General features: G+C 55.6%; 23 protein-coding genes and 1 pseudogene. 6 read left to right on the top strand and 18 right to left on the bottom strand.

The window, feature by feature from the left end; genetic code table 11:
- Positions 1 to 68: 68 nt before the first annotated feature.
- A complete protein-coding gene (locus AC3WQH_RS06085; RefSeq protein ID WP_492331944.1) occupies positions 69 to 1,424 on the bottom strand; it encodes a glycosyltransferase family 4 protein in 1,356 nt (451 codons plus the stop codon).
- Between the two features lie 232 nt (positions 1,425 to 1,656).
- Between AC3WQH_RS06085 and AC3WQH_RS06080 the strand changes: the two genes are divergently transcribed.
- Both AC3WQH_RS06080 and AC3WQH_RS06075 read left to right on the top strand, forming a co-directional pair.
- Positions 1,657 to 2,790, top strand: a complete 1,134-nt coding sequence (locus AC3WQH_RS06080) for a glycosyltransferase (protein WP_005829255.1) — start codon at positions 1,657 to 1,659, stop codon at positions 2,788 to 2,790.
- Between the two features lie 167 nt (positions 2,791 to 2,957).
- Positions 2,958 to 3,785: a M55 family metallopeptidase gene (locus AC3WQH_RS06075; RefSeq protein WP_007776642.1), complete on the top strand. Its 828-nt coding sequence runs from the start codon at positions 2,958 to 2,960 to the stop codon at positions 3,783 to 3,785.
- A 267-nt stretch (positions 3,786 to 4,052) separates the two neighbouring features.
- Here the strand turns inward: AC3WQH_RS06075 and AC3WQH_RS06070 are convergent, their stop codons facing one another.
- The 5 genes from AC3WQH_RS06070 to AC3WQH_RS06050 form a co-directional block, all read right to left on the bottom strand.
- The gene (locus AC3WQH_RS06070) at positions 4,053 to 4,253 is read right to left on the bottom strand and encodes a cold-shock protein (RefSeq protein WP_005829259.1); all 201 of its coding nucleotides are present in this window, start codon (positions 4,251 to 4,253) and stop codon (positions 4,053 to 4,055) included.
- A gap of 344 nt (positions 4,254 to 4,597) precedes the next feature.
- Positions 4,598 to 5,896 (bottom strand): nucleotide sugar dehydrogenase, encoded by a 1,299-nt coding sequence (locus AC3WQH_RS06065; RefSeq protein ID WP_007776639.1) that lies wholly within the window; start codon positions 5,894 to 5,896, stop codon positions 4,598 to 4,600.
- Positions 5,897 to 6,195: 299 nt separating this feature from the next.
- Positions 6,196 to 6,513 carry a 2Fe-2S iron-sulfur cluster-binding protein gene (locus tag AC3WQH_RS06060; protein WP_005829262.1) on the bottom strand — a complete coding sequence of 106 codons (318 nt, stop codon included), beginning with the start codon at positions 6,511 to 6,513 and terminating at the stop codon, positions 6,196 to 6,198.
- A gap of 46 nt (positions 6,514 to 6,559) precedes the next feature.
- Positions 6,560 to 6,970 (bottom strand): DUF350 domain-containing protein, encoded by a 411-nt coding sequence (locus AC3WQH_RS06055; protein WP_005829263.1) that lies wholly within the window; start codon positions 6,968 to 6,970, stop codon positions 6,560 to 6,562.
- Positions 6,971 to 6,990: 20 nt separating this feature from the next.
- A complete protein-coding gene (locus AC3WQH_RS06050; RefSeq protein ID WP_005829265.1) occupies positions 6,991 to 9,348 on the bottom strand; it encodes an endonuclease MutS2 in 2,358 nt (785 codons plus the stop codon).
- A 198-nt stretch (positions 9,349 to 9,546) separates the two neighbouring features.
- Between AC3WQH_RS06050 and AC3WQH_RS06045 the strand changes: the two genes are divergently transcribed.
- Positions 9,547 to 9,921 carry a phage holin family protein gene (locus tag AC3WQH_RS06045; RefSeq protein ID WP_005829266.1) on the top strand — a complete coding sequence of 125 codons (375 nt, stop codon included), beginning with the start codon at positions 9,547 to 9,549 and terminating at the stop codon, positions 9,919 to 9,921.
- Between the two features lie 69 nt (positions 9,922 to 9,990).
- On the opposite strand, the gene larB is transcribed toward AC3WQH_RS06045, so the two are convergent.
- The 5 genes from larB to pheS all read right to left on the bottom strand — a co-directional run bounded on the left by larB (position 9,991) and on the right by pheS (position 15,506).
- Positions 9,991 to 10,743 carry a nickel pincer cofactor biosynthesis protein LarB gene (larB, locus tag AC3WQH_RS06040; protein ID WP_007776633.1) on the bottom strand — a complete coding sequence of 251 codons (753 nt, stop codon included), beginning with the start codon at positions 10,741 to 10,743 and terminating at the stop codon, positions 9,991 to 9,993.
- Complete coding sequence (gene larE / locus AC3WQH_RS06035) at positions 10,736 to 11,602, bottom strand: ATP-dependent sacrificial sulfur transferase LarE (RefSeq protein ID WP_005829270.1); 867 nt, start codon at positions 11,600 to 11,602, stop codon at positions 10,736 to 10,738. Before larE ends, larB begins: the two co-directional genes overlap by 8 nt.
- Positions 11,603 to 11,675: 73 nt before the next feature.
- A complete protein-coding gene (zapA, locus tag AC3WQH_RS06030) occupies positions 11,676 to 11,951 on the bottom strand; it encodes a cell division protein ZapA (protein ID WP_005829271.1) in 276 nt (91 codons plus the stop codon).
- A gap of 81 nt (positions 11,952 to 12,032) precedes the next feature.
- Positions 12,033 to 14,456, bottom strand: a complete 2,424-nt coding sequence (gene pheT / locus AC3WQH_RS06025) for a phenylalanine--tRNA ligase subunit beta (protein ID WP_122952555.1) — start codon at positions 14,454 to 14,456, stop codon at positions 12,033 to 12,035.
- Positions 14,457 to 14,471: 15 nt separating this feature from the next.
- Positions 14,472 to 15,506, bottom strand: coding sequence for a phenylalanine--tRNA ligase subunit alpha (gene pheS / locus AC3WQH_RS06020; RefSeq protein WP_005829276.1), 1,035 nt, complete (start codon positions 15,504 to 15,506; stop codon positions 14,472 to 14,474).
- 455 nt (positions 15,507 to 15,961) lie between these two features.
- Here pheS and AC3WQH_RS06015 point away from each other — a divergent pair, with 455 nt between their 5' ends.
- Positions 15,962 to 16,681 (top strand): DUF2225 domain-containing protein, encoded by a 720-nt coding sequence (locus AC3WQH_RS06015; RefSeq protein WP_025844144.1) that lies wholly within the window; start codon positions 15,962 to 15,964, stop codon positions 16,679 to 16,681.
- Positions 16,682 to 16,895: 214 nt separating this feature from the next.
- Here AC3WQH_RS06015 and AC3WQH_RS06010 read toward each other — a convergent pair.
- Positions 16,896 to 17,129 (bottom strand): annotated as a pseudogene (locus AC3WQH_RS06010) (alcohol dehydrogenase catalytic domain-containing protein); the annotation flags it as partial.
- A 41-nt stretch (positions 17,130 to 17,170) separates the two neighbouring features.
- Positions 17,171 to 17,713 (bottom strand): NADPH-dependent FMN reductase, encoded by a 543-nt coding sequence (locus AC3WQH_RS06005; RefSeq protein WP_283858942.1) that lies wholly within the window; start codon positions 17,711 to 17,713, stop codon positions 17,171 to 17,173.
- Between the two features lie 411 nt (positions 17,714 to 18,124).
- Between AC3WQH_RS06005 and AC3WQH_RS06000 the strand changes: the two genes are divergently transcribed.
- Positions 18,125 to 19,009 (top strand): LysR family transcriptional regulator, encoded by an 885-nt coding sequence (locus AC3WQH_RS06000; RefSeq protein WP_007776612.1) that lies wholly within the window; start codon positions 18,125 to 18,127, stop codon positions 19,007 to 19,009.
- 300 nt (positions 19,010 to 19,309) lie between these two features.
- On the opposite strand, the gene rlmB is transcribed toward AC3WQH_RS06000, so the two are convergent.
- Positions 19,310 to 20,125 carry a 23S rRNA (guanosine(2251)-2'-O)-methyltransferase RlmB gene (gene rlmB, locus AC3WQH_RS05995; RefSeq protein WP_492331943.1) on the bottom strand — a complete coding sequence of 272 codons (816 nt, stop codon included), beginning with the start codon at positions 20,123 to 20,125 and terminating at the stop codon, positions 19,310 to 19,312.
- 2 nt (positions 20,126 to 20,127) lie between these two features.
- Positions 20,128 to 20,781: a potassium channel family protein gene (locus AC3WQH_RS05990; RefSeq protein ID WP_005829288.1), complete on the bottom strand. Its 654-nt coding sequence runs from the start codon at positions 20,779 to 20,781 to the stop codon at positions 20,128 to 20,130.
- A 191-nt stretch (positions 20,782 to 20,972) separates the two neighbouring features.
- Between AC3WQH_RS05990 and sspI the strand changes: the two genes are divergently transcribed.
- Positions 20,973 to 21,209 carry a small acid-soluble spore protein SspI gene (gene sspI / locus AC3WQH_RS05985; RefSeq protein WP_005829290.1) on the top strand — a complete coding sequence of 79 codons (237 nt, stop codon included), beginning with the start codon at positions 20,973 to 20,975 and terminating at the stop codon, positions 21,207 to 21,209.
- A gap of 41 nt (positions 21,210 to 21,250) precedes the next feature.
- On the opposite strand, the gene AC3WQH_RS05980 is transcribed toward sspI, so the two are convergent.
- Genes AC3WQH_RS05980 through AC3WQH_RS05970 form a run of 3 tightly spaced genes read right to left on the bottom strand, consistent with a single transcriptional unit; the run spans position 21,251 to position 24,698 of the window.
- Positions 21,251 to 22,402, bottom strand: coding sequence for a GerAB/ArcD/ProY family transporter (locus AC3WQH_RS05980; protein ID WP_005829292.1), 1,152 nt, complete (start codon positions 22,400 to 22,402; stop codon positions 21,251 to 21,253).
- Between the two features lie 12 nt (positions 22,403 to 22,414).
- Positions 22,415 to 23,560, bottom strand: coding sequence for a Ger(x)C family spore germination protein (locus AC3WQH_RS05975; protein WP_026557756.1), 1,146 nt, complete (start codon positions 23,558 to 23,560; stop codon positions 22,415 to 22,417).
- Positions 23,553 to 24,698 (bottom strand): GerAB/ArcD/ProY family transporter, encoded by a 1,146-nt coding sequence (locus AC3WQH_RS05970; RefSeq protein WP_242507395.1) that lies wholly within the window; start codon positions 24,696 to 24,698, stop codon positions 23,553 to 23,555. Before AC3WQH_RS05970 ends, AC3WQH_RS05975 begins: the two co-directional genes overlap by 8 nt.
- Positions 24,699 to 24,702: the final 4 nt, after the last annotated feature.

Below are 24,702 nucleotides of genomic sequence, written 5' to 3'. Positions count from 1 at the left end.
TCTTGTTTTGGCATAGAAAGATAGCCCCGCAGCCTTTTGCAAGGCCCGAGGCTCGGCACGCTGTTCCGTTATCCGCTCACCAGCTCGTTCATCAGGTCGGCAAGCTGTCTCGCCTGCTCGCGGCGCTCGTATGGCTTCACGCGCTCCGCAAAATCTGCCCCGCGCGCCTCGCCGCTGCCCGTCTTCCCGCTCTGCTCCTTCCATTCGCGATACAGTTGCAAGTACGCCTGCTTGATCGCATCCTTATGCTCCGGATCAGCCACCTGGCCCAGACGGAACTTTTCGATAATCTCTGTCGCTTCCCCTGCTTTGTTCAGCGCGAGAATCGGATTGCCGATCCCCATGTATTCGTACAGCTTGCCCGGAATGTACGCACCCGCGTCAGCGGACACGTCCCCGATGAGCAGCAGGGCATCGGCTGCTTTCATCAAGCCGAGCGCCTCCTTGTGCGGCAGGTTGCCCAATACGCGCACGATGTCAGCAAGTCCCAGCGCTTCCACACAATCCCGGTTTTCCGAATACCCGGGATAGTCAAACACGCCTGCGAAGCTGAGCAGCAGTTCCTGCCTGTCTACCTGCCCCTCGTCGATCAGCTCGCGGATCGCTTGCAGCAACAGCCGCGGATTGCGCTTTTGATACAAAATGCCCGCGTAGACCGCATGGAATTTTCCCGGCGCCGCATAGCTTGGCGTCAGCTCCTGAAAGTCGGCCTGGTCGAAGCCGTTGTAAATCAGCTCCATCCGCTTGATTCGCTCCTGATGCTTATTTTGGAAGTTTTTGGCAAAAGTGGCGGTGACGGTCGTAATCGCATCGGCCTTTGCCATCACTCTCGCTTCCATCCGCTCCTCCAACCGTTCGCGCCAGGCAATGCCAGAGGTGTGCATGTTTTGCGTCCACGGATCGCGGAAATCCGCTACCCATTTGCAGCCGAACTCATCCGCGAGCTTCTCGGCAATCAAGTGGTTGGTAACAGGGCCAGAGGTGGAAAAAATCACGTCGATTTTTTCCTGGCGCATGATTTCCCGTCCGAGCTTGAGCGCATTGGGCAGCCAGAGAATTTGGTCGTCCGGGATCAACAAGTACGGCTTGAGCTTTTTCAAGACGTTCACGACCTGCTTTTTCACCCGCTGCTTCAACGATACACGCGGGGCGGCGTCAGTCGAGCTACCTGCGGCAACGGCAGCGGCTTGTCCTCTCCCCGGCAGCAGTTGCCACTCTTTTGCCCGATGAATGTTCACCTCGCCTGGAAGCTGCGCCAGAAGTGAAGGATCAAGCGTGGCGTGGTAGACTGGATCGACGGTAAGCACGTGGACGTTCCAGCCGAACTCCCCCAAATATTTGGCCATTTTCAACGGCCGTGGAACACCGCCGCCGCCGATGGGAGGAAATATGTAGCATATGATTAACACGTTGTGCGCTTTCATCTTGTAACCGTCCTTCTCGTTTTTACGTTTTCCATCCTAAACGATACCACAAGTGCTGTCTTATTGCGAATCTATCAGCCATCTGCTATAGTGAGAATGGCTTTGTTTACGCATGGAAGGCTCGCAGCCCTTCGCGGCGCTGTGCCAGCTTTTTTCTTTTTAAAAAAACAATCGCTCCTCCATGAACAAGCCTCGACAGAGGTTTTCTTGAATAAGATTCGGGTGAATTTACATGAGCAAACTACGCGTCCTCCACGTGATTGGCGGGGGGGAATTTGGCGGTGCGGAACAACATATTCTCAATCTGGTTACGACTTTTCCTGCGGAGGAAGTAGACGTCGCCGTCGTCTGCTTCTACGATTCGCTCTTTGCCGAGAAGCTGCGGGCTGCTGGCATCAAGGTGATTGCGTTGAACCAGTTCGGCCGATTTGACATTCGTCTGCTGCAAGCTTTGCGGCGCACGTTCCTCGCTTTTGGGCCAGCGATCATCCATACGCACGGGATCAAGGCCAACTTTTTTTCCCGGCTGGCCGCGCTCGGCATGAAGGTGCCTCTCTTGACGACCGTACACAGCTCGCTGCGCTACGATTACGCAGGCGCGTTGGCCTACGCGATCGTCTGCATGATGGAACGGAGCACCCGCCACTGGAATCGGCACTACATCGCCATCAGCGGCGCCATTGCCGACGTCTTGCGCGAGCAGGGCGTGAAAAGTTCCGCGATCAGCGTGATCTACAACGGGATGGATTTGTCTCCTTACCAGCAGGATCAGCTTCGCGAGAGCGACCGCAGCCGTTTTCGCGCGGAGTGGAACGTGCCGCAGGACGCCTTTTTGTTCGGAACCGTAGCGCGATTCGTTCCAGTCAAAGGCTTGCCGATTCTGCTCGACGCCTTTCACGCGCTTGTGCAGGACAAAGCAGCGTCGCCTTATCTCGTGCTGATCGGCGACGGCTCGGAACGTCCGGCGCTGGAAGCGAAGGTGCAGGAGCTGGGCCTTGCGGAGCGCGTCCGCTTTGCCGGGTTTCGGCAGGACATTCCGGCTTGCCTGCATGCCATCGACGGCTTTGTTCACTCCTCCCTGTACGAAGGGCTCGGCTACACGATTATCGAGGCGATGGCCGCCAAAGTGCCTGTCGTCGCAAGCAACGTGGGCGGCGTGAAGGAATTCGTCTTCCACGAGCGCACGGGACTGGTTGTCGAGCCGAACGATTCCGCAGCATTGGCGCGAGCAATGGAACAGCTCTGGACTTCGCCACAACTGCGCGAGACGCTGGCGCAAAACGCCTTGGAAAAGGTCGAAGCCACTTTCACGATTCAGCAGATGACCGCTCAAATTTTGTCTCTGTACCGAAAGCTGTTGTCATAAGCGAAGCACGACTGGCCGTCTGATGGACGCTGCTCGTGCTTTTTGCGCTGCCGCTGGCGGGTAAAAACTGTTTGAACAATCTGGATTCATGGTTGCCTCCGCAGGGACAATCTGGTTACATAGAACTGGAACAATTATGAATCGCACGTGAAAGGATGACACGAAGCATGAAACTTTTTCTCTCGGTAGACATGGAAGGCATCTCCGGCATCGTCGACACCAGCTACATCAATCCTGATTCGGGCGTAAACTACCAGCGCGGCCGCCAGTTCATGACCGATGACGCCAACGCGGTGATCGAAGCGGCGCTTGCCAGCGGCGCGACGGAAATCGTCGTGGCGGACAGCCACAATACGATGAACAACATTTTGTGGGAAAAGCTGCACCCGAAAGCGCGGCTGCTCGCTGGCTCGCCCCGCGATTGCTCGATGATGCAGGGGCTAGATGAGAGCTTCGATGCCGCTATGTTTATCGGCTACCATACCCGCCAAGGGGTCCCTGGCGTGCTCAGCCACACCATGTCCGGCGTCGTCCGCAACATGTACATCAACGGACGGGTCGTAGGCGAATTTGGCTTTAACGCGGCAATCGCGGGCTTGTACAACGTTCCGGTCATCATGGTGTCCGGCGACAACCTCATCGCCGAAGAAGCGCGGGAGCTGATTCCTGGCATCCGTACAGCGATCGTCAAGGAAGCGGTGTCGCGCACAGCCGCTATCTGTCTGTCGCGCGAGGACGCGACCGCCGCACTGAAGGAGCAGGCGGCGCTTGCGCTTGGCAATGTATCCGCCATCGCTCCGTTTACGAACGACAGTCCGCTTACGCTGGCCATGGAGTTTTCCCATGCCGGCCAAGCCGAAATGGCGGCAATCGTCCCTCACACCCGCTATGAGACGGCGACAAACACCGTTTATTACAGCACGGACGATCCGCAGGACTTGTACAAAACGATGCGGGCGATGCTGAACCTCGCTTCCGAGGCAGAGTTTTTCTAGGACTTTACTCGTGGCAAAAGGAAATAGGCAGGGCATAGCGCCGTGCCTTTTTCGCGCTCCGTTATGAGCTGCTTTTCTGCCTTCCTTTGCGCAGCATGGGTGCCTCCTGTGCTGTAGGTTCCGCCTCCGCCCGCAACCTGTGTGGCCGATGCGTCCGCGTGGCGCCAGGAATGCAGCCGCCGGACAAAGGGTGTGGGAAAAAAGGCGATTGCGCCGGAATGCAAAAAAACAGGCCCAGCAAGTGGGCCTGTTTGTCGTTTTTGGCTTTTACAGTTTGCGAACGTTCGTCGCCTGTGGGCCGCGTTGACCGTTTTCCACGTCAAACTCGACCTCTTGCCCTTCATCCAGGGATTTGTAGCCTTCTCCCTGAATCGCGGAGAAGTGGACGAACACATCATCCGCACCATCCCGTTCGATAAAACCGAAACCTTTTTCGCTGTTGAACCATTTTACTCTACCACGTTCCATTTTTGCCTCCTAGCATGTATCCCTTACATGATTGAAATATGATCTTACCTGGTTACTATTGCCATAAACGAAACGAGTTATACATCCAAAAAAGAGAGCGCGGCGAAAACGGCTCTGCCAGCCCTCCTTGCTGCGAAAAAGCACTCCGGTTCAAGACAGTCGAAAAGCTCTCTAACTTGCCTGATTGCGAGACGAAAGAGCCTCCATAAACGCTTTCGCTAGGCGTTTACAGAGGCTCTTTTTTTCCGGTTTGGTTGCACCCGTACCCTCGCGCAACTTCCCAGCACGCGGTATTTCGCTATCGGAGAGCGGTCGGTCGACCACTTGCTGTCATTTGCGCTTGATTAAATGCGCACAACAGTAGCCTTGCTGACCGAGTTGAGCGGAATGCGGTTTTTCGTATCGAACAAAATCGCGGAGTCGGCCATTTGCGCCGCTACTTCATCCCAGTTTACGTCCGCGAACTGTTTTTGCACAGCCGTCAAAATCAAGGCGTCGGCACCGCGAACGGCTGCCTCCAGACTGTCTTGCTTGTGCTCGTACGCAGTCGGTACCGCCGGGTCATACGAGCGCACCTCGACTCCTTTGGCGAGCAACAGCTTGATGATGTCGTGCACAGGGCTGACGCGGTCGTCGTTGGAGAAGTCCTTCATCGCAAGCCCCAGTACAGCTACACGGCTGCCTGCAAGCGTCTTGCCTTTTTGCTGCAACGCTTTTTCCAGCATGCCGATCAGCACTTCCGGCACAGCATCGTTAGTCATGCGCGCCTGCTGCAAGATCGGCAGCGACACGCCCAGCTCGCGAGCTTTTGGCTGCAAGTAATACAGGGCGTTCGGCAGGCAGAAGCCGCCAACGCCAGGACCAGGCGTCAATAGGTTCACGCGCTTGTGCGTGTTGGCAACCTTAATCAGCTCGAACGTGTCGATCCCGAACGCCTCGGAAAAGCGGGCGAACTCTTGAACCATCGCGATATTGACGTCGCGCTGGATGTTTTCGATGACTTTGGCGGTTTCGACCACGCGGATGTCCGAGATCGTAATGTCTGTTTCGCTGATGAAGGAAAGCAGCTCTTTTCCTTTCTTGGCGCTCTGCTCGTTGATGCCGCCAAGCACGAGCGGCATGTGGATGAACTCTTCAAAAGCTCGTCCTTCGGCAATCCGCTCGGAGCAGTACGTCAAATAAAAGTCGACGCCTGCGACGAGGCCGCTCACTTCTTCGAGAATCGGCTTCAGCACTTCTTCCGTGGTCCCTGGAACGACCGTGCTGCGAATCATGATCGTATCGCCCTTTTTCAGCACGCTGCCGAGCGATTGGGCACAGCTTTTCAACGGTCCGAGATCCGGGTCGCCGTTATGCACCGGCAAACCGACGGTCACAATATAATGATCGACTTCCGCAGCCGCTTCCTCGTAGGAAGTGGTAGCGCGGAAACGCTTTGCTTCAATTTGTTCCTTGAGAATCTCCGGCAAGGTTTTCCCCTGATAGGACTCCAAATGGTGGGAATGCGCCGCATTAATTTCATCCACGACGTGAGGCAAGGCGTCAACGCCGACGACGTTTGCTCCCTTCATGGCATAGGTAAGAGCAAGCGGCAAGCCAACAAACCCTAATCCCACTACAGCTACGCGCACAGGCTGAGTCATTGCGTATCTCCTCTTTCACGTTCTCTAAGGTAAGGTCCGTGCAACCGTACAGTCGCGCGGCCAACTTGCAAATTGCTTATGACAGATAGTAAATGCCCGCAGCGATAAAAACCACGCACAATCCTATGAGGACCTTGTACAACGTCTCCAAGGCTGCTCCTCCCCATGATTCATATTGTCGGCTTTGGCCCTGTCCAAAAGGGCATGGGACCGCACCCGTCTGGGAAAAAAAGTGCGGAACTCTCTGCCAAATCCTAATTATACTCTCGATTGAAATATCGTTCAACAAGGGTTTGTTTTCATGCCGAACCGGAAGTGTCCAAAAATACGGTCAGCGGCCCGGTCACATAAACTTGGCAGGCAAGCCGATACCCTTGCTGCACGGCTTCTCCCAGACGGTATTGCTCGGTCTCGGACGGCGGAGGGGCCGAGCCTGCTGGAATATTCATCCTGACCATACAAGTTCGACACTTTCCCGTCGTGCAGAAAAAATCGATCGGAAGCTGCGCGCGCACCAGCGCCATCAGCAAGTTTTCCCCCCGCGCAAGCGAGATGCTGCGCTCCTTGCCGCCTTCCCATACGGTTGCTGCGAACTGCTCCGGACGGTTGCTTCCCATCCCCACACGCTTTCCCTCCCCGCTTCTGATCGAAAAACAGTGCGCCCTACTTGGACAGGCTCGCTCCGATAATATAAGAAAAGCCGATGGACAGGACCATCGCGATGAAGCCGATCGCCCTGTTGTCATTGGCTATTTCCTCATCCACCTTGAACGAGGGGGTCATAAATTCAAAAATAAAGTAAGCGATCAGAAGCAAGCAAAAACCGAATGAACCCCAGATCAAAGCCTGCCCTAAAGAAAGATTCGCCTGAATCGAATAGCGGAAAACATTGGCGATGCCAAAAATTTTTCCGCCCGTTGCCATCGCGACGGCCATGTTCCCACGTTTCAGCTCTGCCCATACACGATAGCGCGTCACCAGCTCGAAAATCGCCAAAAACAAAATCATCGCGAGTCCGGTAACGGTAAAGTAAGCAGCAGTTGCAAAATATGGATTGTGCAGAAGGCCTGCCATGGAATCTCCTCCCGACATCTCTATTTCAGTTCGGCAATGGTCGCGCCAACGCCGCCTTCCCCCTGTCCGCCCAGGCGGAAAGATTTGACGTTGCGGTGGCTTCTTAAATATTCATGCACACCTTTGCGCAAAACGCCCGTACCGTGTCCGTGAATGATGGAAACCGAGTGCAGTCCAGCCAAAAGCGCATCGTCGAGAAACTGGTCCATTTCCCGGATGGCGTCCTCGACGTTGTATCCGCGCAAGTCGAGGTCCATTTTAATGCTGGCCGTTCTGCGCTTGACGGATGTGTACGGCGCGGCTTGCGGCTTTTGCGTAATCGAGTTTTGCACGTTCATGTCTTCGCGTCTGACCTTCATTTTCATAATGCCGATCTGGACGAGAAACTCGTCGTTGTTCACCTTTTCCAGCACGGTTCCTTTTTGGCCGAAGCTGGTGACCATGACTTCATCGCCCACCTTGATCTGGGTGGCGCGAACGGCCTTGGCCGGCTTTTTCACTTTTTCCTTCTCCAGCTCAAGCACGGCATTGCCGAGTCGTTTTTTCGCATCGATCAGCCGGTGCTCCTTGATCTCCACGCCTTCGTCTCTCATCTCGCGCAGCTCGCGAATGATCGTCTCCGCCTCTTCTTTTGCCAATTGAACGGCGATCCGCGCTTCGTCTTCCGCCCGTTCCATCAGCTTGTTTTTCTCCTCGGCAAACCGGGCGCGTTCTTCCTCGAGCTGACGGCGCAATTCCTCCGCTTCTTTTCTCGCCGCCGCTGCCGCCAGTCGGTCAGCCTCGGCGGATTTGCGGTTGCGCTCCAGAGAAGCGATCATGCTCTCCACCTGGTTGTCTTCCTCACTGATGGAGCCGCGGGCCACCTCGATGATCGCCTCGGGCAGTCCGAGACGTCTGGCGATGGCAAAAGCGTTGGAGCGTCCCGGCACGCCGACGAGCAAACGGTACGTCGGGCGCAAGGTTTGCACGTCAAATTCCACGCTGGCGTTGATGACCTCGGGCCTGTCGTACGCATACGCCTTCAGCTCGCTGTAGTGCGTAGTGGCGACCAGTCTGGCTCCAGAGTCAATCACGTGGTCGATGATCGACATGGCGAGCGCCGCCCCTTCTGTCGGGTCCGTACCCGCTCCCAGCTCGTCGAACAGCACGAGGCTTTTCGCGTCCATCTTTTCCAGAATGGAAATGATGTTTTTCATATGGCTGGAAAAGGTGGAAAGGCTTTGCTCGATAGACTGTTCATCCCCAATGTCGGCAAACACGGAAGAAAACACCGTCATCTCGCTCTCTTCTTCTGCCGGAATGTGCAGTCCCGCCATCGCCATCAGCGACAAAAGCCCGATCGTTTTAAGCGAGACGGTTTTCCCGCCCGTGTTCGGACCCGTCACGACGATCGCCTGGTACTCGCCGCCCAGCTCGACGTCGACAGGAACGACGACCTCGCGCGGGATCAGCGGATGGCGCGCTTTTTTCATGTTCAAATAGCCGCGGTCGTTCAGCTTGGGACAGACGGCTTTCATGCTCCAGGCAAGCTGGGCTTTGGCGAACATGAAGTCAAGCTCGGTCAGCGCATCGACATTCTCGACGAGCGCATCCACGGCAAAAGCGACTTGCTCGGTGAGCAGGTACAAAATCCGCTCTACCTCGCGCTCTTCCCGCAGTCGCAGTTCACGCAGCTTGTTGTTCATCGACACGATCACTTCCGGCTCGATGAACAGCGTAGCTCCGGAAGCGGACTGGTCGTGGACAATCCCGCCGAACACGTGGCGGTATTCCTGCTTCACGGGAATGACAAAGCGATCGCCGCGAATCGTGACGATGTTTTCCATCAGCATTTTTTGATAAGAAGAGGAGCGCGTCATCTGGTCCAGCTTTTCCCGGATGCGCGACTCCACCTGCCTGATCTCCTGGCGCACTTGGCGCAGCTCCATGCTGGCGCTGTCCATGACGTCTCCGTTTTCGTCAATACAGCGGCGAATTTCCATTTCCAGCTCGCGCAAGCCTTCGATGCGCTCGGCTTGCTGCTTTATGAGCGGCATTTCGTGGTCCTCGCACATGTCCAGCAAAAACGTCTTCAAACGGCGCCCCGCCATGACCGTGCTGGCGATGTCCAATAGCTCCATCGGCGCGAGCATCGCATTCAGCCTGGCGCGCTGCACAGAACCGCGGATATCGCGAATGCCGCCGAGCGGAGCGCTGCCTTTCAGGCGCAGGACAGTGGCAGCCTCTTCGGTGCCCTGCTGGGCGATTTTCACTTCGTCCAGCCGCACGAAGGGGGTCAGTTCCGCTGCTTTTTCTTTTCCATATGTGCAAGATGCCTTGTCGACTAACAGGGCGATAATTTTATCGTATTCCAAAGTTTTTAATACCCGTTGTTCCACTGTATCCTCCTTATTTCCTCACCGGCGACCGTCGGACTTAAGCGGATAAGTACAACGGTCTGAACCTTCAATCACTGCGATTTCCTCATTATATCATGTCAGCCGTTCCAAGGATAATTTTACACGCACCCGCTTTGGCATAGTTCGGCTCGGAAATAGCCAGAATGAAAATGAACCAATCCAAAAGGAGGAGTTTACATGACGATCATGCGTCATCTCGTCCGCTTCGTCGTCGCTTCCGTCGTCCTGATGTTCGTCGGCTTTCTGGTACCCGGGTTTTCTGTAAGCAGCTTCTGGACTGCTTTTCTTGCCGCTGTCGTAATCGCCCTCTTGGGCTGGGTCGTGGAAGCCATGTTCGGAGATCGCATTTCCCCCTACAATCGCGGAATCATCGGCTTCCTCGTCAGCGCTGTCGTGATCTACCTGACACAGTTTATCGTCTCCGGTTTCCATGTGACTGTCATCGGAGCGCTTCTGGCGTCTTTGGTAATCGGGATCATCGACCTGTTCATTCCGATCAAGACCCATATGGACATGCGCAATGGGGATGCCGGAAACCGCCAGGAAACGTAAGATCCGCTTTACGCGAAAAGAGCCAACCCGTCACATGCGGGCTGGCTCTTTTTCAGTTTGATCGGCCTTCTATTGCGGTTGTGCAGACTGGCGATGAATCATCCCAGCCAGGTAGCCTGCGCCAAAGCCATTGTCGATATTGACTACCGCGACTCCGTTAGCACACGAGTTGAGCATGGTCAACAGCGCCGAAACGCCGCCAAAGCTGGCGCCGTAGCCGACGCTCGTAGGCACCGCGATAACCGGCTTGTCGACGAGTCCAGCCAGTACGCTGGCGAGCGCCCCCTCCATGCCGGCCACACAGACGATGACGCTGGCACCCCTGATCTCCTCCAGGCGCTGGAACAGCCGATGGATTCCGGCGACCCCCACATCGACAATCACCTTGACCTCACTGCCAAAGCAGCGCGCCGTCCAGGCCGCTTCCTGCGCCACCTGCCAGTCTGACGTGCCCGCTGCCACGACCGCGACGTAGCCGTCACGCTCCGGCACGAGCAGCTCTTTTGTGGACAAAAGCAAGCGCGCCTCTGCTATGTACTGGACGTCTGGCCACCGCTTCCGGACTTTGTCTGCTTGCTGCTCGCTTGCCCTGGTGACCAAAACGAGCTTTTGATGCTCGCGCAGCCGTTCCATAATCCCGACGAGCTGACTGGCGCTTTTGCCCTCTCCGTAGACGACTTCGGGAAATCCCGTCCGCGCTGAACGCGCCAGATCGAGAGTGGCGTAGTCCAGGCGGCTGATCCCGGAAAGCTGCTCCTCGGCCTGCTCCACGCTCAACCGTCCGGAAGCGACTTGCTGCAAAATGCGTTTGACGTCATCCATGCTGCTTTTTCACTTCCGTTCCCAGCACAGCGTTCATGCTGCCCGTCTGATAGCCGAACAAATCGAGCGTCACGTAGGAAAAGCCGATCTCTTGCAGCGTCCTGTTGATCTCGACATGGCGGGCGAGCAGGCGGCTGAAATCCGCCGGGCTGACCTCAATGCGCGCAATCGTGTCGTGGTGGCGGACCCTGACCTGGTGAAAGCCAAGACTGAGCAGATAGCCTTCCGCCCGGTCGATCTGGTCGATTTTTTCCAGCGTAATCTCCGAGCCGTAGGGAATCCTGGAGGAAAGACAGGCAAAGGACGGTTTGTTCCACGTAGGCAATCCCCTCTCCTTGGACAGCGCCCTGATCTCGTCTTTGTATAGCCCGGCCTCCTGTAGCGGACTGCGCACACCGCGCTGGGCGGCGGCGGCACGGCCGGGACGGTAATCGCCGCGGTCGTCCATGTTCGCTCCGTCGCAAATGACCGCATTCCAGCTGTTTTCTTCGGCCATCCGGCCCAAATGCTCGTACAGGCCGTCTTTGCAATAAAAGCAGCGGTTCACCGGATTGGACACAAAATTCGGATTTTCCATCTCGCGAATTTCCGTTGTGACAAACCGTGCGCCAAGCTGGGCGGCAAGCCTCTTCGCCGCCTCAAACTCGCGGGTGGGAAACGTTTCCGAAGCGGCAGTCACGGCAATCGCTGCCTCGCCCAGTTCCTCAACCGCCCTCGCCAGCAAAAACGTGCTGTCAACGCCGCCTGAAAACGCCACCAGCACTGTCCCCATTTCGCGCAAGACCGCTCCCAGTTTCTCGTTTTTTTCTGCCAGCGTCCAGTCTTCGCTATCTGTAGCCAGTTGGTTGCCCACTTCCATGAGTTGCCCCTCCTTTTTGTCCAAGCTTTTGCCGCACAACGCGAAAAGAGAGGCCAGCGCCCCTCTTTTCTCCTTAATCTATCGGCTTATCATTTGCATCTTCCTGAAGGATCTTCAGCAGTTCTTCGTACTCCTGCCGCAAGCGGAAGTATTCATCCGCGATGTTTACCGCAGAGAGTACGGCAATTTTAGCGGTGTCCAGTCGATGGTTGCCGTTCGCGATTTCGTTCATCTTGTCATCAACGAAACCGGCCACCATGCGTATGTGATTGACACTTGCCTTGCCACTGAGCCGGTATTGTTGGCCGAAGATATCCACCGTCAAACGATTTTTCCCATCACCTTGCACGAGGGGTTCCTCCCTACTGCGACCTTTGCTCTACTGTATCCTTTTTAGGTTACTGAAAATGTCAGAGTTCGTCAAGCCATCTTACATCCGCAGTTCGGCACCCGTCCGGTTTTTCAACGCTTCGACGACAGCGGTTGTCACCTGCTGGATTTCTTCATCCTGCAAGGTGCGCTCCGCGTGACGGAACACGAGAGCAAACGCCATGCTCTTCTTGTCCTGTGCAATCCGCTCGCCTGTGTACACATCGAACAAGGTCAACGACTCCAGCAGCTCGCCCGCCGCTTCGCGAATAGTCGCTTCCAACGCACCCGCAGGCACGCTGCGGTCTACGACCAGCGCCAGGTCGCGCGTTACCGCCGGGAACTTAGGCAACTGGCTGTAGTGTCCAACCTCGGCAGCCGCCTCGATCAGCACAGCCACATCGAACTGGAACACGTACGTCTCAGACAGATCGTACGCTTTTTCCGTACCTGGGTGTACTTGCCCCAGATAGCCCAACCGTTTGTCGCCTGCCCATACTTCCGCTGTACGGCCTGGGTGCATGCCGGCAATGTCCGCTGCCGCTTTGTACTGGGCTGTGCGGATGCCCAGGCGCGCCAGGAGCGAATCGACAATCCCTTTGACCTGATAAAAGTCTACAGGCTGTTTCGCGCCCATCCAGTTTTGCGGCAAAAGCTGCCCTGTCAGCGCACCTGCCACGTACAGACGCTCTTCCGGAAGCTGCGTCAGCGACTCTTCGCGCGTCAAAAACACGCGGCCCAGCTCAAAAATGGCGACGTCGTGATTTTGCCGATTTTTGTTGTACGCGACGGTTTCCAACAGACTTGGAACGAGGCTGGTGCGCAGCGTGCTATGCTCCTCGCTCATCGGCATCAAGAGGGACACCGGGTTTACTTTTTCCTGATGCAGACCCGCAACTGCCTCCACGCGGTCCGGGTGCACCAGTGCGTAGGAAATCGCCTCGCTTAAGCCCGTGCCGATCAGATGGTGACGGATCGTGCGGCGCAGCTTTTGCTCGTGCGTCAGTTGGCCTTGCGTGGTCGAGCCAGTCGGCAGGCTGGTCGGGATGTTATCGTAGCCGTACAGACGCGCCACTTCCTCCACCAAATCTTCCGGCAGCGTAATGTCGCCGCGTCTCGTCGGCACGGTAACGGTCCAGCTTTCGCCTTCGGTTGTGAACGGAAATTGCAAACGCGTAAAAATCGGGGAAACGTCTGCGGCAGACAGGCTCGTTCCCAGATGTTGATTGATTTTGTCCAATGTCACGGTGACAACGGCCGGCTTCGCTTCGTTTACGACTGCGGAGCGGATGCCTTTGGACACGCTGGCCCCGGACAGTTGCTGGATCAAAGCAGCGGCACGCTCTCCCGCTTCCTGCACGCGCGCCTGATCGACGCCTTTTTCCCAACGGACGCAGCCTTCTGTGCGCATGCCGAGTGTGCGGGCGGTGCGGCGGACTGTTTTTGGCGTAAACCAGGCGGCTTCGAGAATGATTTCCTTCGTCTCGTTCGTAATCTCGGAGTTGGCTCCGCCCATCACGCCGGCGATGGCCAAGCCTTTTGCCGGGTCGGCGATCAAGAGAGTCTGCTCATCCAGTTCGCGCTCCTGGTCATCCAAAGTAACGAGCTTTTCCCCTGCGTTTGCCAGGCGGACGACAATTTTGCGGTCCTGAACCTGCGCCGCGTCAAACGCGTGCAGCGGCTGCCCGTACTCCAGCAAAACGTAGTTGGTGACGTCTACCACGTTGTTGATCGGGCGAATGCCTGCTGCCATCAGGCGATTTTTCATCCATTGCGGGGAAGACGCAATTTTGGCATTCGTGAAGTGGCGGCCGTGGTATTGGTAGCATTCGTTTTCGGCTGCGATCGTAACTTCCAGCGGGTTCTCCCCGCCGTCTTCGGTCAGCTCGATTTGCGGCAGCACCACTTCTTTGCCCAAGATAGCGGCCACCTCGTAGGCAACGCCGAGCATGCTCAGGCAATCAGAGCGGTTTGGCGTCAGGCCAAGCTCCAGCACGTAGTCGTCCAGCCCGAGGTAGGAGACTGCGTCCATACCGATTTCCGCATCCTCCGGCAATACCATGATGCCTTCCTGCTGGTCTTTTGCCAGCAGCTTGTCGTTTAGCCCCAACTCTTTTGCCGAGCAAATCATGCCCTGGGATTCCACGCCGCGCAACTTGGAGCGCTTGATGTTCAGGCCCCCGGGCAGTTTTGCGCCGATCAGCGCGACGGGTACTTTTTGCCCTTTGTCTACGTTTGGCGCTCCGCAGACGATTTGCAGGTCTTCGCCTTGCCCCGCATCGACCACGCATACGCTCAGACGGTCAGCGTCCGGGTGCTTGCTGCGTTCTTTGACATACCCGATCACTACACCGGAAACACCTGCGTTGCGCGATTCTACCGCGTCTACCTCAATCCCGCTGCGAGTCAGCTTCTCAGCCAGCTCCTGGGGCGTCGTTCCACTCAGATCGACGTATTCGGATAACCATTGATACGATACCTTCATCTTTGCCTCTCCTCTCTAGCCTCGGTTGAACTGACGCAGGAAACGAACGTCGTTGGTATAAAAATGGCGGATGTCCTCCACGCCGTATTTGAGCATCGCGATACGCTCTACCCCCATGCCAAAGGCAAAGCCGCTGACTTCCTGCGGATTGTAGCCGGCCATTTCCAGCACGCGCGGGTGCACCATGCCGGAGCCCAAAATCTCGATCCAGCCCGTTTGCTTGCACACGCGGCAGCCGTGACCGCCGCAGTTGAAGCATTGCAGGTCGACCTCTGCGCTAGGCTCGGTGAACGGGAAGAAGCTCGGACGCAGGCGAATTTGCTGGTTTTCCCCGAACATTTGGCGGGCAAACGTCAGCAGAATCCCTTTCAGATCGCTCATGCCGATGCCTTTGTCAACCACGAGGCCCTCAATCTGCGTGAACTGGTGGGAGTGGGTCGCATCGTCATCGTCGCGGCGATACACTTTTCCGGGACAGATGATCTTCACAGGCGTCTTGCCTTCTTTTTTCAGCATCGTCCGCGCCTGCACCGGAGACGTATGGGTGCGCATCAAAATTTCGTCCGTCACGTAAAACGTATCCTGCATGTCGCGCGCCGGATGGTCTTTTGGCAGGTTGAGCATTTCGAAGTTGAAGTGGTCCATCTCCACTTCTGGTCCTTCTGCCACCTCGAAGCCCAGACCGATGAAAATGTCTTCGATCTCCTCGATGATGCGGGAGAGCGGGTGCATCGTTCCGGCAGGCACCGGACGCCCTGGCAAGGTTACGTCTACCGTCTGGGACGACAGCTTCGCGTTCAGCGCCGCTTCTTCAATCGCCTGCTGCTTGCTGGAAAAAGCTGTCTCCAGCGCTTCCCGCACTTCGTTGACCAGTTGCCCGACTACCGGACGCTCTTCGGGAGACAGGCTGCCCATCCCGCGCAGCAGTTCTGTCAGCTCGCCCTTTTTCCCCAAATATTTGACGCGCAACTCCTGAAGTTGTGCAGCTTCCGTCACCTGGCTGATTTGCCCCAGCGCGGACTCCTTCATTTCTTGCAACCGAGTTTGCACTTCGTATCGCTCCTTTTTTCTGTAGATAAAAAAAGAAAAACCCGCCCCAAAAAGGGACGAGTTACTTTTTTCTCGCGGTACCACCCTTGTTAGACAGACGGCTCGCTTTCGTGACAAAGCTGTGACAATATCACTAACAGCGAACGAGACTTCTGTCTCACTTCAGCTCATTGGTAACGGGAATGACCCGGCTGCTCCTACTGCGCGAAAGCGGTTCAGAGTGCGGCTTCGGAGTGAATTCGGCAGCTATCGTGCTAAAGATGCTCGCAGTCTGTGGCACCTTCTCCCTGAAAAACAGATAGGACCTGCGTACTAGTCTCCGTCATCGCTTTGCGTTATAATCGAGATGTAGGAAAATTATAGCGCAACAAGAGAGAACTTTCAATTATACAAATGTTACATATCACTTGTTCTCCCTAGTTCGATTTTCGCGAATCCGAAAGGGGACTTTTGACATGATCGAGAAGGTTACGGCCCTTTATGATAAGACATGCGTCTGTCGGCATTGCCAAGCAACTTTTTCCACCAAACGGATCAGAACCGGCGCTCTTACCATGATTCACCGCGACAGCGACTTCTATACCACGTTCAAGGAGCAGTCGCTGAATCCGATTTTATATACCGTCAACGTCTGCCCGGTATGCGGCTTCGCCTTCACCGATCAGTTCACAAGCAAGCTCGCTCCGTGGCAAAAACAGGCCGTCGAGGAGCACATCTCCATGAAGTGGCAGCCAAAAGATTTCGGCTCCATTCGCAAGGTGCAGGAAGCGATTGTCAGCTACAAGCTGGCGATTTACGCCGCCGAGCTGACCGATCAGCCGCACTCGGTCAAAGCGGGCCTGTACTTGCGGCTCGCCTGGCTGTACCGCTACATGGACAATCTCCCGGAAGAGCTGCGCTTCATCGCGATGGCGGTCGACGAGTACGAGGAATCGTACATTCACTCCGACTATGCCCGCGGTGACAAGGAAATGTCCGAGGTCAGACTGCTGTACCTGATCGGCGAGCTGTACCGCCGTCTGGAAAAATTCGAACTGGCGATCAAATATTTCGGCAAGGCGCTCGCTTTTCGCAACCATACGATTGAGAGCGGTATCATCCGCATGGCGCAGGATCAGTGGCAACTGGCGCGCGAGGAATTTAAAGAGAAAAAAAGCGAGCAAAAGATCGGCTGATAGCGGCATGAATGCAGGTATTTCAACTTTGTTGTTGGAATGCCTTTTTGTTTTTCTTTTGCATGGCGCAGGGAGAAGCGAAAGAGGTAGCGCCGGAGAATGGTTTTCTCTGAACGGCTCTCGCCTTTTTGCCTTTTGTTTTGTGCGAGCGGGCGGCAGATCAGTTCGCGGCTGTCAGCGCTGAGCTCGCCAAGCAAGGGGAGGCGGACTTTTTAACGCCTTCGCCTACCTGGTCCACGATGCCAGCGAACTCGTTGCCGGGAATTTGCGGAAGCTTTACGGAAATGCCTTGGGGTGTCCAGCCGCTTCGGATCGCGCAATCGTAATGCTGTACCCCGGCCATTTTCACGCGGACCCTAACTTGCCCCGGACCCGCCTGCGGATCGGGAAACGTCATGACCTCCATGACCTCTGGTCCGCCTATTGAACGAAATGCTGCTGCTCTCATTGTGCAACTCTCCTATATTTTTCCGGATTGGGTAACAACGTTTAACGCAATGTTTTTAATGCGCCGCTCCAGGCAATCAGTTCGTCTAGCATGGCGTTTACTTTACCTACGTGCAGTTCGGCGGGGTTGAATGTTTGGAAATTTTCGAAATCGGCAAAGATCGAAAATGTCGGGTGCGCGCGGACGTCTGCCACGAGCAGCTCTCCCAAAATTCCGCGCAAATGCTCGGCTGCACGCGCCCCGCCCGTCGATCCGTAGCTGACGATGCCCGCAGCCTTGTTGTTCCATTCCGTGCGTGCCGAATCCAGCGCGTTTTTCAATGCTCCCGTGATGCTGTGATTGTACTCCTGGACGATGAACACGAATCCATCCAAGCTGGAAAGCTTTTTGGACCAAGCGACCAGGCCAGGCTCATTGCCTGTGCCTTCCCCGAAAAAAGGCAATTGAAACTCGGCGATATCTACAATTTCATACGTCGCATCTCCGCGGCCATCGGCAATGCCTTTCACCCAGTTTGCGACTTGCGGGCTTACCCGCCCTTGGCGCGTGCTTCCCAAAATAATGCCAATTTGCAATTGTTTCATGAAGAATCCTCCCATCATTCGATGTTTGTTCGCTTCGTGTCCTCCACCTTTTGAGCGGCTTTCCTGTTCCTTCCTCGTTGCCTATCACCATACGGCTACGGCACATAGGCATATAACAAAACCATACTATGCTCGTGCAGAGCGCCCCAAGAACCAGGAAAGCTGGATGGAAACGGGCGCGCGAGGCAGGTGTGGGGCGAATTTTCGCTAGGCTGTTTGCTGGTGGGCGGCACCTTTCTGGACGCTCAGCCTCCACTCTGACACTGCCCAGCGAGTCACTTGGGAGACGTTGAGCCAAAGTGTGTTGTGCTCCTTGCATGCTTTATTTTACAATCACTTACATATAAACAAAAATATATCTTAAATCATACAGATCATATACTCAGGTATATAGGAAAGGAGAGCATGCGCATGGAGTTGTTGCAGTTGCACTATTTTCGCACGGTAGCCCGGACGGAGCACATGACGAAGGCAGCCCAAGAGCTGTGCATCGCGCAGCCTGCGCTGAGCAAGACGATTTCGAGGCTGGAGGAAGACTTGGGAGTTCCCTTGTTCGACCGACACAGAGGCCGGATTCGTCTGAATGCGTTCGGCAAAGCTTTTCTGGACAAAGTCGAAAAGGCGCTCACCCTGCTGGAAGAAGGCAGAAAAGAAGTGTCCGAGCTGGCCGGACTTGAACAAGGGAGCATTCACCTCGCCACGTCGACGCTGGATCGGTTGACGGATGCGCTGGGCGAGTTTCTCGCGCTGTATCCGGAAGTCAGCTTTCGGATTACGCAAGCTTCGATGGAAGAAATGACGCAGTTGGTGGAGGCTGGCGAAGTCGACATGTGCTTTACAGCGCTGCCAATCAATCGGCCCGACATTAGCGCGGTGTCCCTCCTGAAAGAAGAAGTGTACCTGGCCGTTCCCCACGGACATCGGTTTGCGGGGAGGAAAAGCGTTCGCTTGAGCGAACTGGCGGAGGACCCGTTTATCGGGTACAAGGAAGGGTTTCCTTTTCAAAAAATGAACGATTTGTTTTTCCGAGAAGCCGGGATCACGCCTAACTTCGTCTGCCGGGTCGACGAGCCTGCCGCCATTGCCAGCCTCGTCCGGGCGGGGCTAGGCGTCGCGCTCGTAGGCAACTGCGGAGGCCCGGGCTCCCCGCTGAACCTGCTGCGGATTGAGTTTCCCGTGTGCCAGCGCAATTTCCAGATTGCCTGGAACGAGAAGCGGTACTTATCGCTTGCTGCGCGTAAGTTTCGCGACTTTCTCATCGGGTACTTTGCGGAAGTGGGGGAAACCGGGGAATGAGAAGCGCGGTGAGGTAGGGTGTCGGTGGTGGTGAGGTGCGGACTTTGATGCGGCGTGAGGCGGTGCGGGCTGGGAGGCGGCTCGGGCTGCAAAGCGGCTCGGGCTGCGAGGCGCGGCGCGGACAGCAAGGCGGCTCGGGCTGGGATACCGCGCAAACTGTAATGCCACGCGAGCTAAAACGCACCATCCAGAAACTACAGCACGCCCCCTTTCACCTTGCCCTGCTGATCGCCCTCCCAAAATTCACCCGAAAAACAACAGGGACACTGGACTCTTTTCCCCAGTATCCCTGCTTTGCTGTCACTGTCTTCTGTTGCGCTGCGCTTCATACACAAAAATGCCCGCCGCGACGGCGGCATTCAGCGATTCCGCTTTGCCGTACAGCGGAATGTGCACGAGCTGGTCGGCGCAGGCCAGCATCTCTTTGGACACGCCTCGGCCTTCGTTGCCGATGACGAGCGCGATCTTGCCGCAATAATTCGCCTGATCGTAGGACACGCTGTCTTGCGCCACGGACGAGACGAGGACACGCCCGCCTTGCTGCTTCCACTCGTTTGCCGTGGCAGCGAGCTCCCGCGAAAAGACAGGCAGGCGGAACATGGCGCCCATCGTGGCCCGCACGACTTTTCCGTTGTAAATGTCGACGCTGCCCTTGCCCAGCACGACTCCATCCACACCGGCGGCCTCTGCCGTTCGCAAAATCGTGCCCAAATTGCCCGGGTCCTGGATTTCATCGAGGAACAAAAGCAGGGCATTTTCCTTGGCTGACAGCTTGTCAACCCATTCGTCCCACTGACTCGCCGTCTTCTTCACTGCCGCGACGATTCCTTGCGGCGATTTCGTTTCCGACAGCTTGGCCAAAACCGCAGCGGACGCCGCGATTACTTGCGTAGCCTGGGGATGGTTCGCCAATGCCCGCTGGCAGGCGGGATCGAGGCTGCGCTCCTGATCGTACAGGATGGTCGTCACTTCCGCCCCGCTGTTCAGCGCCTCCTCCACCAGATGCGCGCCTTCGACGAGGTAGCGTCCCTGCTCCTCCCGGCCTTTTTTATCGAGCAACTGGTGCAGTCTTTTCACCAGCGGATTTTGAACTGAAGTAATGATTTCATGTGCCATCGTTATGCCCGCTCCTCAAATGCTTTCAAGTCTTTGTTGTTTCCGATTACAACAAGAACGTCTCCGTACTGGATCACTTCATCCGGGCTTGGAGCGATGTTGAATTTGTCCCCGCTTTTGATCGCGATGACGTTGACCTCGTACTTTCTGCGGATGTCGAGCTGTCTCAAGTTTTGCCCGACCAGCTTGGACGATACGACGACCTCTGCCACGCTGTAGTCCTCCGCCAGCTCGATAAAGTCGAGGACGTTTGCGGAGATGAGATTGTGCGCCACACGCACGCCCATGTCCCGCTCCGGGAAAACGACGCGGTCGGCCCCTACTTTGTACAGCACTTGTCCGTGCCGCTCATTTTGCGCTTTGGCGACGATTTTTTTCACGCCCAGCTCCTTCAGCGTCAAGACAGTGAGGATGCTCGCCTGAATGTCGACCCCGATCGCCACGACCACTACGTCGAAGTTGCGAATGCCGATTTCCTTCAAGGCGCGTTCATCTGTCGAATCAGCCGCGACAGCGTGGGTGACATACTGAATATTTTCATTGATGCGCTCTTCGTTTTCATCAATGCCCATGACTTCGTAATCCATCTCGTACAGCGTCCTGGCAACACTGGAACCAAAACGGCCCATTCCGATGATGGCAAACTGTTTTGACATGCTGATCTTCTCCTTCGATCCTATATCCAATAACTTGCATTATAGCATTAGACAGCGTAGCTTTGCACAGGCGAAACCAAAAGATGCCCGTGTACAATGAAATCGCTTCGCGACAAAGGGGTATGAGCAATCCGGCGAAGACAAATACTAACTCATGAATTTATTCTCACAAGAGAGGTGCTGGCTAAGGTATGAACATTGCCTCGCTCAATTTGCGTCAAGCGATCATGTACAAAATGCAAGGCTCGGATTCCGGAGCGGTAGAAGAAACGATCAGCGATGCGATCGCAAGCGGCCAGGAAAAAACCTTGCCTGGTCTCGGCGTCCTGTTTGAAGTGCTGTGGCAAAACAGCGATGCTTCCTCCCGCCAGGAGATGGTCGAAACTATCGCTTCCCATCTGCCCGCTCAAGCGGAAAAGCCGATTTAATTGGAAAGCCAACCGAACACGAGCAAAAGGGAGAGACGCCACTACGTCTCTCCCTTTTTGTCTTCTGCCACCTGCTGCGAGGAGCGCGAACGAATCAACTGAAGCACAGCCAGCAAAATCGGAAAGAGCACCGTTGGCAAGTAGCTGAAATACGTCAGCTTTTGGGCGTAGGCAAAAAATTCGACGATGTTTTGCGGCCACAACGCGACGTAAAAAAGCGGGAAGAAGAAGATCAGCGCGATGATGCGCTGAAAGCGGATCCCTTTTTTCAACCACAGCCGCGTGGCGAAAATCATCGAGTAGTACATGTTGCCGAACGTCGTAAACACGGACGCCATCCAGATCGTGAGAAAAGCCGACTCTATCCGTTCCAGAAACCAGCCGGTTTGTTGCGCGGTTTTGACCATATCCAGCGTCGGCCAGATCAGATGCTGCAACTCCTCGTAGCCAAACACCACGATGCCCGCCGCAGCGGTCAGCACATACGACACGATCGTGAAGGCAAACCCGCTCCAGGCCGCCAGCGAAATCCGCGCTCCCGGCATCGCCAGCCCGAAGTAGATCATCATCAGCTCAAATCCCGTGTACATCGTAAACGTTCCAATCGCGGTGCTGGCCACTCCCTGCCATGAATCAATGTGCAGCGGCAGCAGATTGTACCAGTTCGCACTGTTGATCGTCACGTACGGGATGATGAGGATCGGCACAAACATGATCGGAAACAACAGCTCGTTGACCCTGACCAGCACCTCGAACTCGTGCATGCACAAGTACAAGACGATCAAAAGCAAAGTCAGCAAAATCACTTCAAGGGGCGTGTCCAGCAGGACAGACGTGACAATGACCTCGCCAAACCCGCGGGCGACCATCGCCGTATTCAAAAATTGAAACAGGAGGTACAAAAGCACCCACGGGATGTTGAGAATTTTTCCCAACCACGGGTGCCGATGGCCGCCAAAGACGAGCGGGCCGTACTCTACAAAGGTCAGTCCTGGATACTGCCTGCTCAAATAGATGATCGCCATAAGAGGGATAACCACAATCAACCCGCCAACGAGAGGCCCCAGCCAGCCCACTTCCTGCAGTTCCGTGCTGGCGGTACGCGGTAAGGTAAGGATTCCCACCCCGATCATCGAGCTAATCAGGATTGCGATTAGTTGCCATGTACTGATGTTGCCCCTTTGATTTCCCATCTTTATCGGCTCCTATTGCATTTCCATACCTAAACGGCGAATTTTGATCGTATAGTCAACGCCAATTGGAAAATTTTTAAAATCCTTCTTCCAGTCGTGCTTCTCCCAGTAATCCCGGTAGTGGTGCGCTCGAAGCGCCAGCCCGAGCCTCAAAATGTCGCTGTTGTACTCCTTTTGCAACTGGTGAAACAGCTTTTTCGCCCGTTCCTCCATCTCCTTTTTAATCAAGCTCTGCATTTTCTGGATGAAAACTTCCGGGGACATGTTCGTATTGGCGGTCACTTCCACGATATCTCCCTGCAGCTCGCAGGAAAACATCGCGGCAAGCGCCCCTTTGTTGTTCCTTCCTTTCAAATCCAGTCTCGTTTTGACAAAGTGAGGCCGGAATGTCACATAGCCGTTGTCCGTACCGGGCAGCGGGATGACGACATCGCCCCCGCGCTCTTCGTTTCGCAGTTGCAAAAACGACCACGACTGCACTTCGTTGAGCGTCCCTACCATTTTGTGCCCGCGAAAGACGGCCACGCCTCTCCAGCGTACCTCGGTCGCGCTCGCCTGAACGTAGTTGAGAAAAGGCTCCATCGTCTTGTTCGAGGTCTGGTTGAAGTAGTCTCCCAGCGTCTGATCGGGAATCGTGCCCATCTTCGCTCCGTTTTCGATCAGGTCCATCAGAAACACGACGGGGACTTGCGCGAGCTGCGGCTTGATTTTGAGCAAGGTGGCCGCTTCCCCCTTGACGACGATCGGCCACATCAGGCGGCGGATTTGCGGCTCCCGGCGAAAGCTGTCCATAATGTCGCCGATGCCTTTTCTCGCTACTTCTTCACTGACGGCAAGCACGCGGGTATGGCCCAAAAACAGCTTCTGGTTCAGCCGAATTTGCAGATTGTTGTTGGCATCGAGAATCGTCCGGCCCGTCACGCTCATGATCTTGACCGCATCGGCATTTCCGCCGCCGCCTTGTCCACTGCTTCCGGCGATCTTGATCGGGATCGGAATTTGCACAGTCAATCTGTACAACTCTTCTTGTCCCTCTACCATATCTACCGCAATGGCAAGTACGGAAGTGCGCTCCTCCAGCTCCCTTCTGTCCCAGCAGCCCGTCAAAAGAGAGACGCACACGCACAGAACTGCCAGCCCAAGCCATCCTTTAGCCATCTGCATTCCTCTCCTTTTGTTTTCGCCCCAGGTCCCGGATGAAAAGCATTGTCAAATAGAGAATAGGGATCCCCAAATTGAGGATGAGGCTGTAAACGCCCAAATAGGAGCTGATCCAAAACAGTTCTACGATGTTTTGCGGCCACAGCGCGATAAAGTAAAGGGGGATGAACATGACTGCCGAGAGGATTCGCTGAAAACCCATCCCTCTGTTGAACAACTGGCGCAAGCCGTAAATGAAAGCGTAGTAGGCGTTGGCCACGGTAGTAAAAACAGCCGTTACCCACACGGCCAGAAAGGCGGATTCCAGCCTTTCCAAAATCAGTCCCGGCACCTGTGTGGTCTTCACCAGCTCCAAGGTTGGCCAGGCTACACGCTGCAGCTCCTCGTAGCCGAAGACGACGATGCCCGCCACTACGATCAAGGTGTAGACGACCAGCGTGATCGCGATGCCGTAAAAACCAGCTTTTACTTTGCTCTTGTTTTCGTGCGCGTAGGCGAAAAAAATGAGCATGATTTCGTAGCCGGAAAAAGAGTAGACCGCTTCGTAAGCTCCCTTGAGCAGCGACGGGCCGGTCGCTCGAAAAAGCGGCAGCAGATTGTTCCACTCCGCTTTTTGAAACGAGGCGAGCGCAATGAACAGCACAGGGAGCAAAACGAGCGGCAGCAACAGCTCATTGATCCGGGCCACGACATCCAGATCGTGCAACGTGAGGATGAATGCCAGCGCAAACATGGTAATAATGATGACTTCCAGCGGTGTGTCGAGCAAAACGGAAGTCACTACGACTTCGCCAAAGATGCGGGAGACAAGCCCGGTCGCAAGGTACATGAAGCCGAGATAGGCGAGAATCCAGGGGAAGCTGAGCCACTTGCCCAGCCGCGAATTTTTTTTGGCCCCCCAGACGATCGTGCTGTACTCGACGAAGGTCATTCCCGGAAAACGCTGGCTGAGCTTTGCGATCATCCAGACAGACACAAAGGCAATGACGGAACCGAATACAGGCGACATCCAGCCCGCTTCATACAAGATGGCTGAGGTGGAACGCGGCAATGTCAAAATGCCTACGCCGATCAGCGTACTGGTAATCAAGGACGTCTGCTGCCACAAGGAAAACGTTTGTTGTCGGCTGCTCACGTCC

Source organism: Brevibacillus sp. FW301-21C12A, from assembly GCF_058788915.1.
This window is presented reverse-complemented; position numbering and strand designations above follow the sequence as displayed.

What these genes read in the sequence shown, in the direction of transcription:
- AC3WQH_RS06085 (WP_492331944.1), bottom strand. Translation starts at nt 1,424, where the DNA reads ATGAAAGCGCACAACGTGTTAATCATATGCTACATATTTCCTCCCATC.
- AC3WQH_RS06080 (WP_005829255.1), top strand. Translation starts at nt 1,657, where the DNA reads ATGAGCAAACTACGCGTCCTCCACGTGATTGGCGGGGGGGAATTTGGC.
- AC3WQH_RS06075 (WP_007776642.1), top strand. Translation starts at nt 2,958, where the DNA reads ATGAAACTTTTTCTCTCGGTAGACATGGAAGGCATCTCCGGCATCGTC.
- AC3WQH_RS06070 (WP_005829259.1), bottom strand. Translation starts at nt 4,253, where the DNA reads ATGGAACGTGGTAGAGTAAAATGGTTCAACAGCGAAAAAGGTTTCGGT.
- AC3WQH_RS06065 (WP_007776639.1), bottom strand. Translation starts at nt 5,896, where the DNA reads ATGACTCAGCCTGTGCGCGTAGCTGTAGTGGGATTAGGGTTTGTTGGC.
- AC3WQH_RS06060 (WP_005829262.1), bottom strand. Translation starts at nt 6,513, where the DNA reads ATGGGAAGCAACCGTCCGGAGCAGTTCGCAGCAACCGTATGGGAAGGC.
- AC3WQH_RS06055 (WP_005829263.1), bottom strand. Translation starts at nt 6,970, where the DNA reads ATGGCAGGCCTTCTGCACAATCCATATTTTGCAACTGCTGCTTACTTT.
- AC3WQH_RS06045 (WP_005829266.1), top strand. Translation starts at nt 9,547, where the DNA reads ATGACGATCATGCGTCATCTCGTCCGCTTCGTCGTCGCTTCCGTCGTC.
- larB (WP_007776633.1), bottom strand. Translation starts at nt 10,743, where the DNA reads ATGGATGACGTCAAACGCATTTTGCAGCAAGTCGCTTCCGGACGGTTG.
- larE (WP_005829270.1), bottom strand. Translation starts at nt 11,602, where the DNA reads ATGGAAGTGGGCAACCAACTGGCTACAGATAGCGAAGACTGGACGCTG.
- pheT (WP_122952555.1), bottom strand. Translation starts at nt 14,456, where the DNA reads ATGAAGGTATCGTATCAATGGTTATCCGAATACGTCGATCTGAGTGGA.
- AC3WQH_RS06015 (WP_025844144.1), top strand. Translation starts at nt 15,962, where the DNA reads ATGATCGAGAAGGTTACGGCCCTTTATGATAAGACATGCGTCTGTCGG.
- AC3WQH_RS06005 (WP_283858942.1), bottom strand. Translation starts at nt 17,713, where the DNA reads ATGAAACAATTGCAAATTGGCATTATTTTGGGAAGCACGCGCCAAGGG.
- AC3WQH_RS06000 (WP_007776612.1), top strand. Translation starts at nt 18,125, where the DNA reads ATGGAGTTGTTGCAGTTGCACTATTTTCGCACGGTAGCCCGGACGGAG.
- rlmB (WP_492331943.1), bottom strand. Translation starts at nt 20,125, where the DNA reads ATGGCACATGAAATCATTACTTCAGTTCAAAATCCGCTGGTGAAAAGA.
- AC3WQH_RS05990 (WP_005829288.1), bottom strand. Translation starts at nt 20,781, where the DNA reads ATGTCAAAACAGTTTGCCATCATCGGAATGGGCCGTTTTGGTTCCAGT.
- sspI (WP_005829290.1), top strand. Translation starts at nt 20,973, where the DNA reads ATGAACATTGCCTCGCTCAATTTGCGTCAAGCGATCATGTACAAAATG.
- AC3WQH_RS05980 (WP_005829292.1), bottom strand. Translation starts at nt 22,402, where the DNA reads ATGGGAAATCAAAGGGGCAACATCAGTACATGGCAACTAATCGCAATC.
- AC3WQH_RS05975 (WP_026557756.1), bottom strand. Translation starts at nt 23,560, where the DNA reads ATGGCTAAAGGATGGCTTGGGCTGGCAGTTCTGTGCGTGTGCGTCTCT.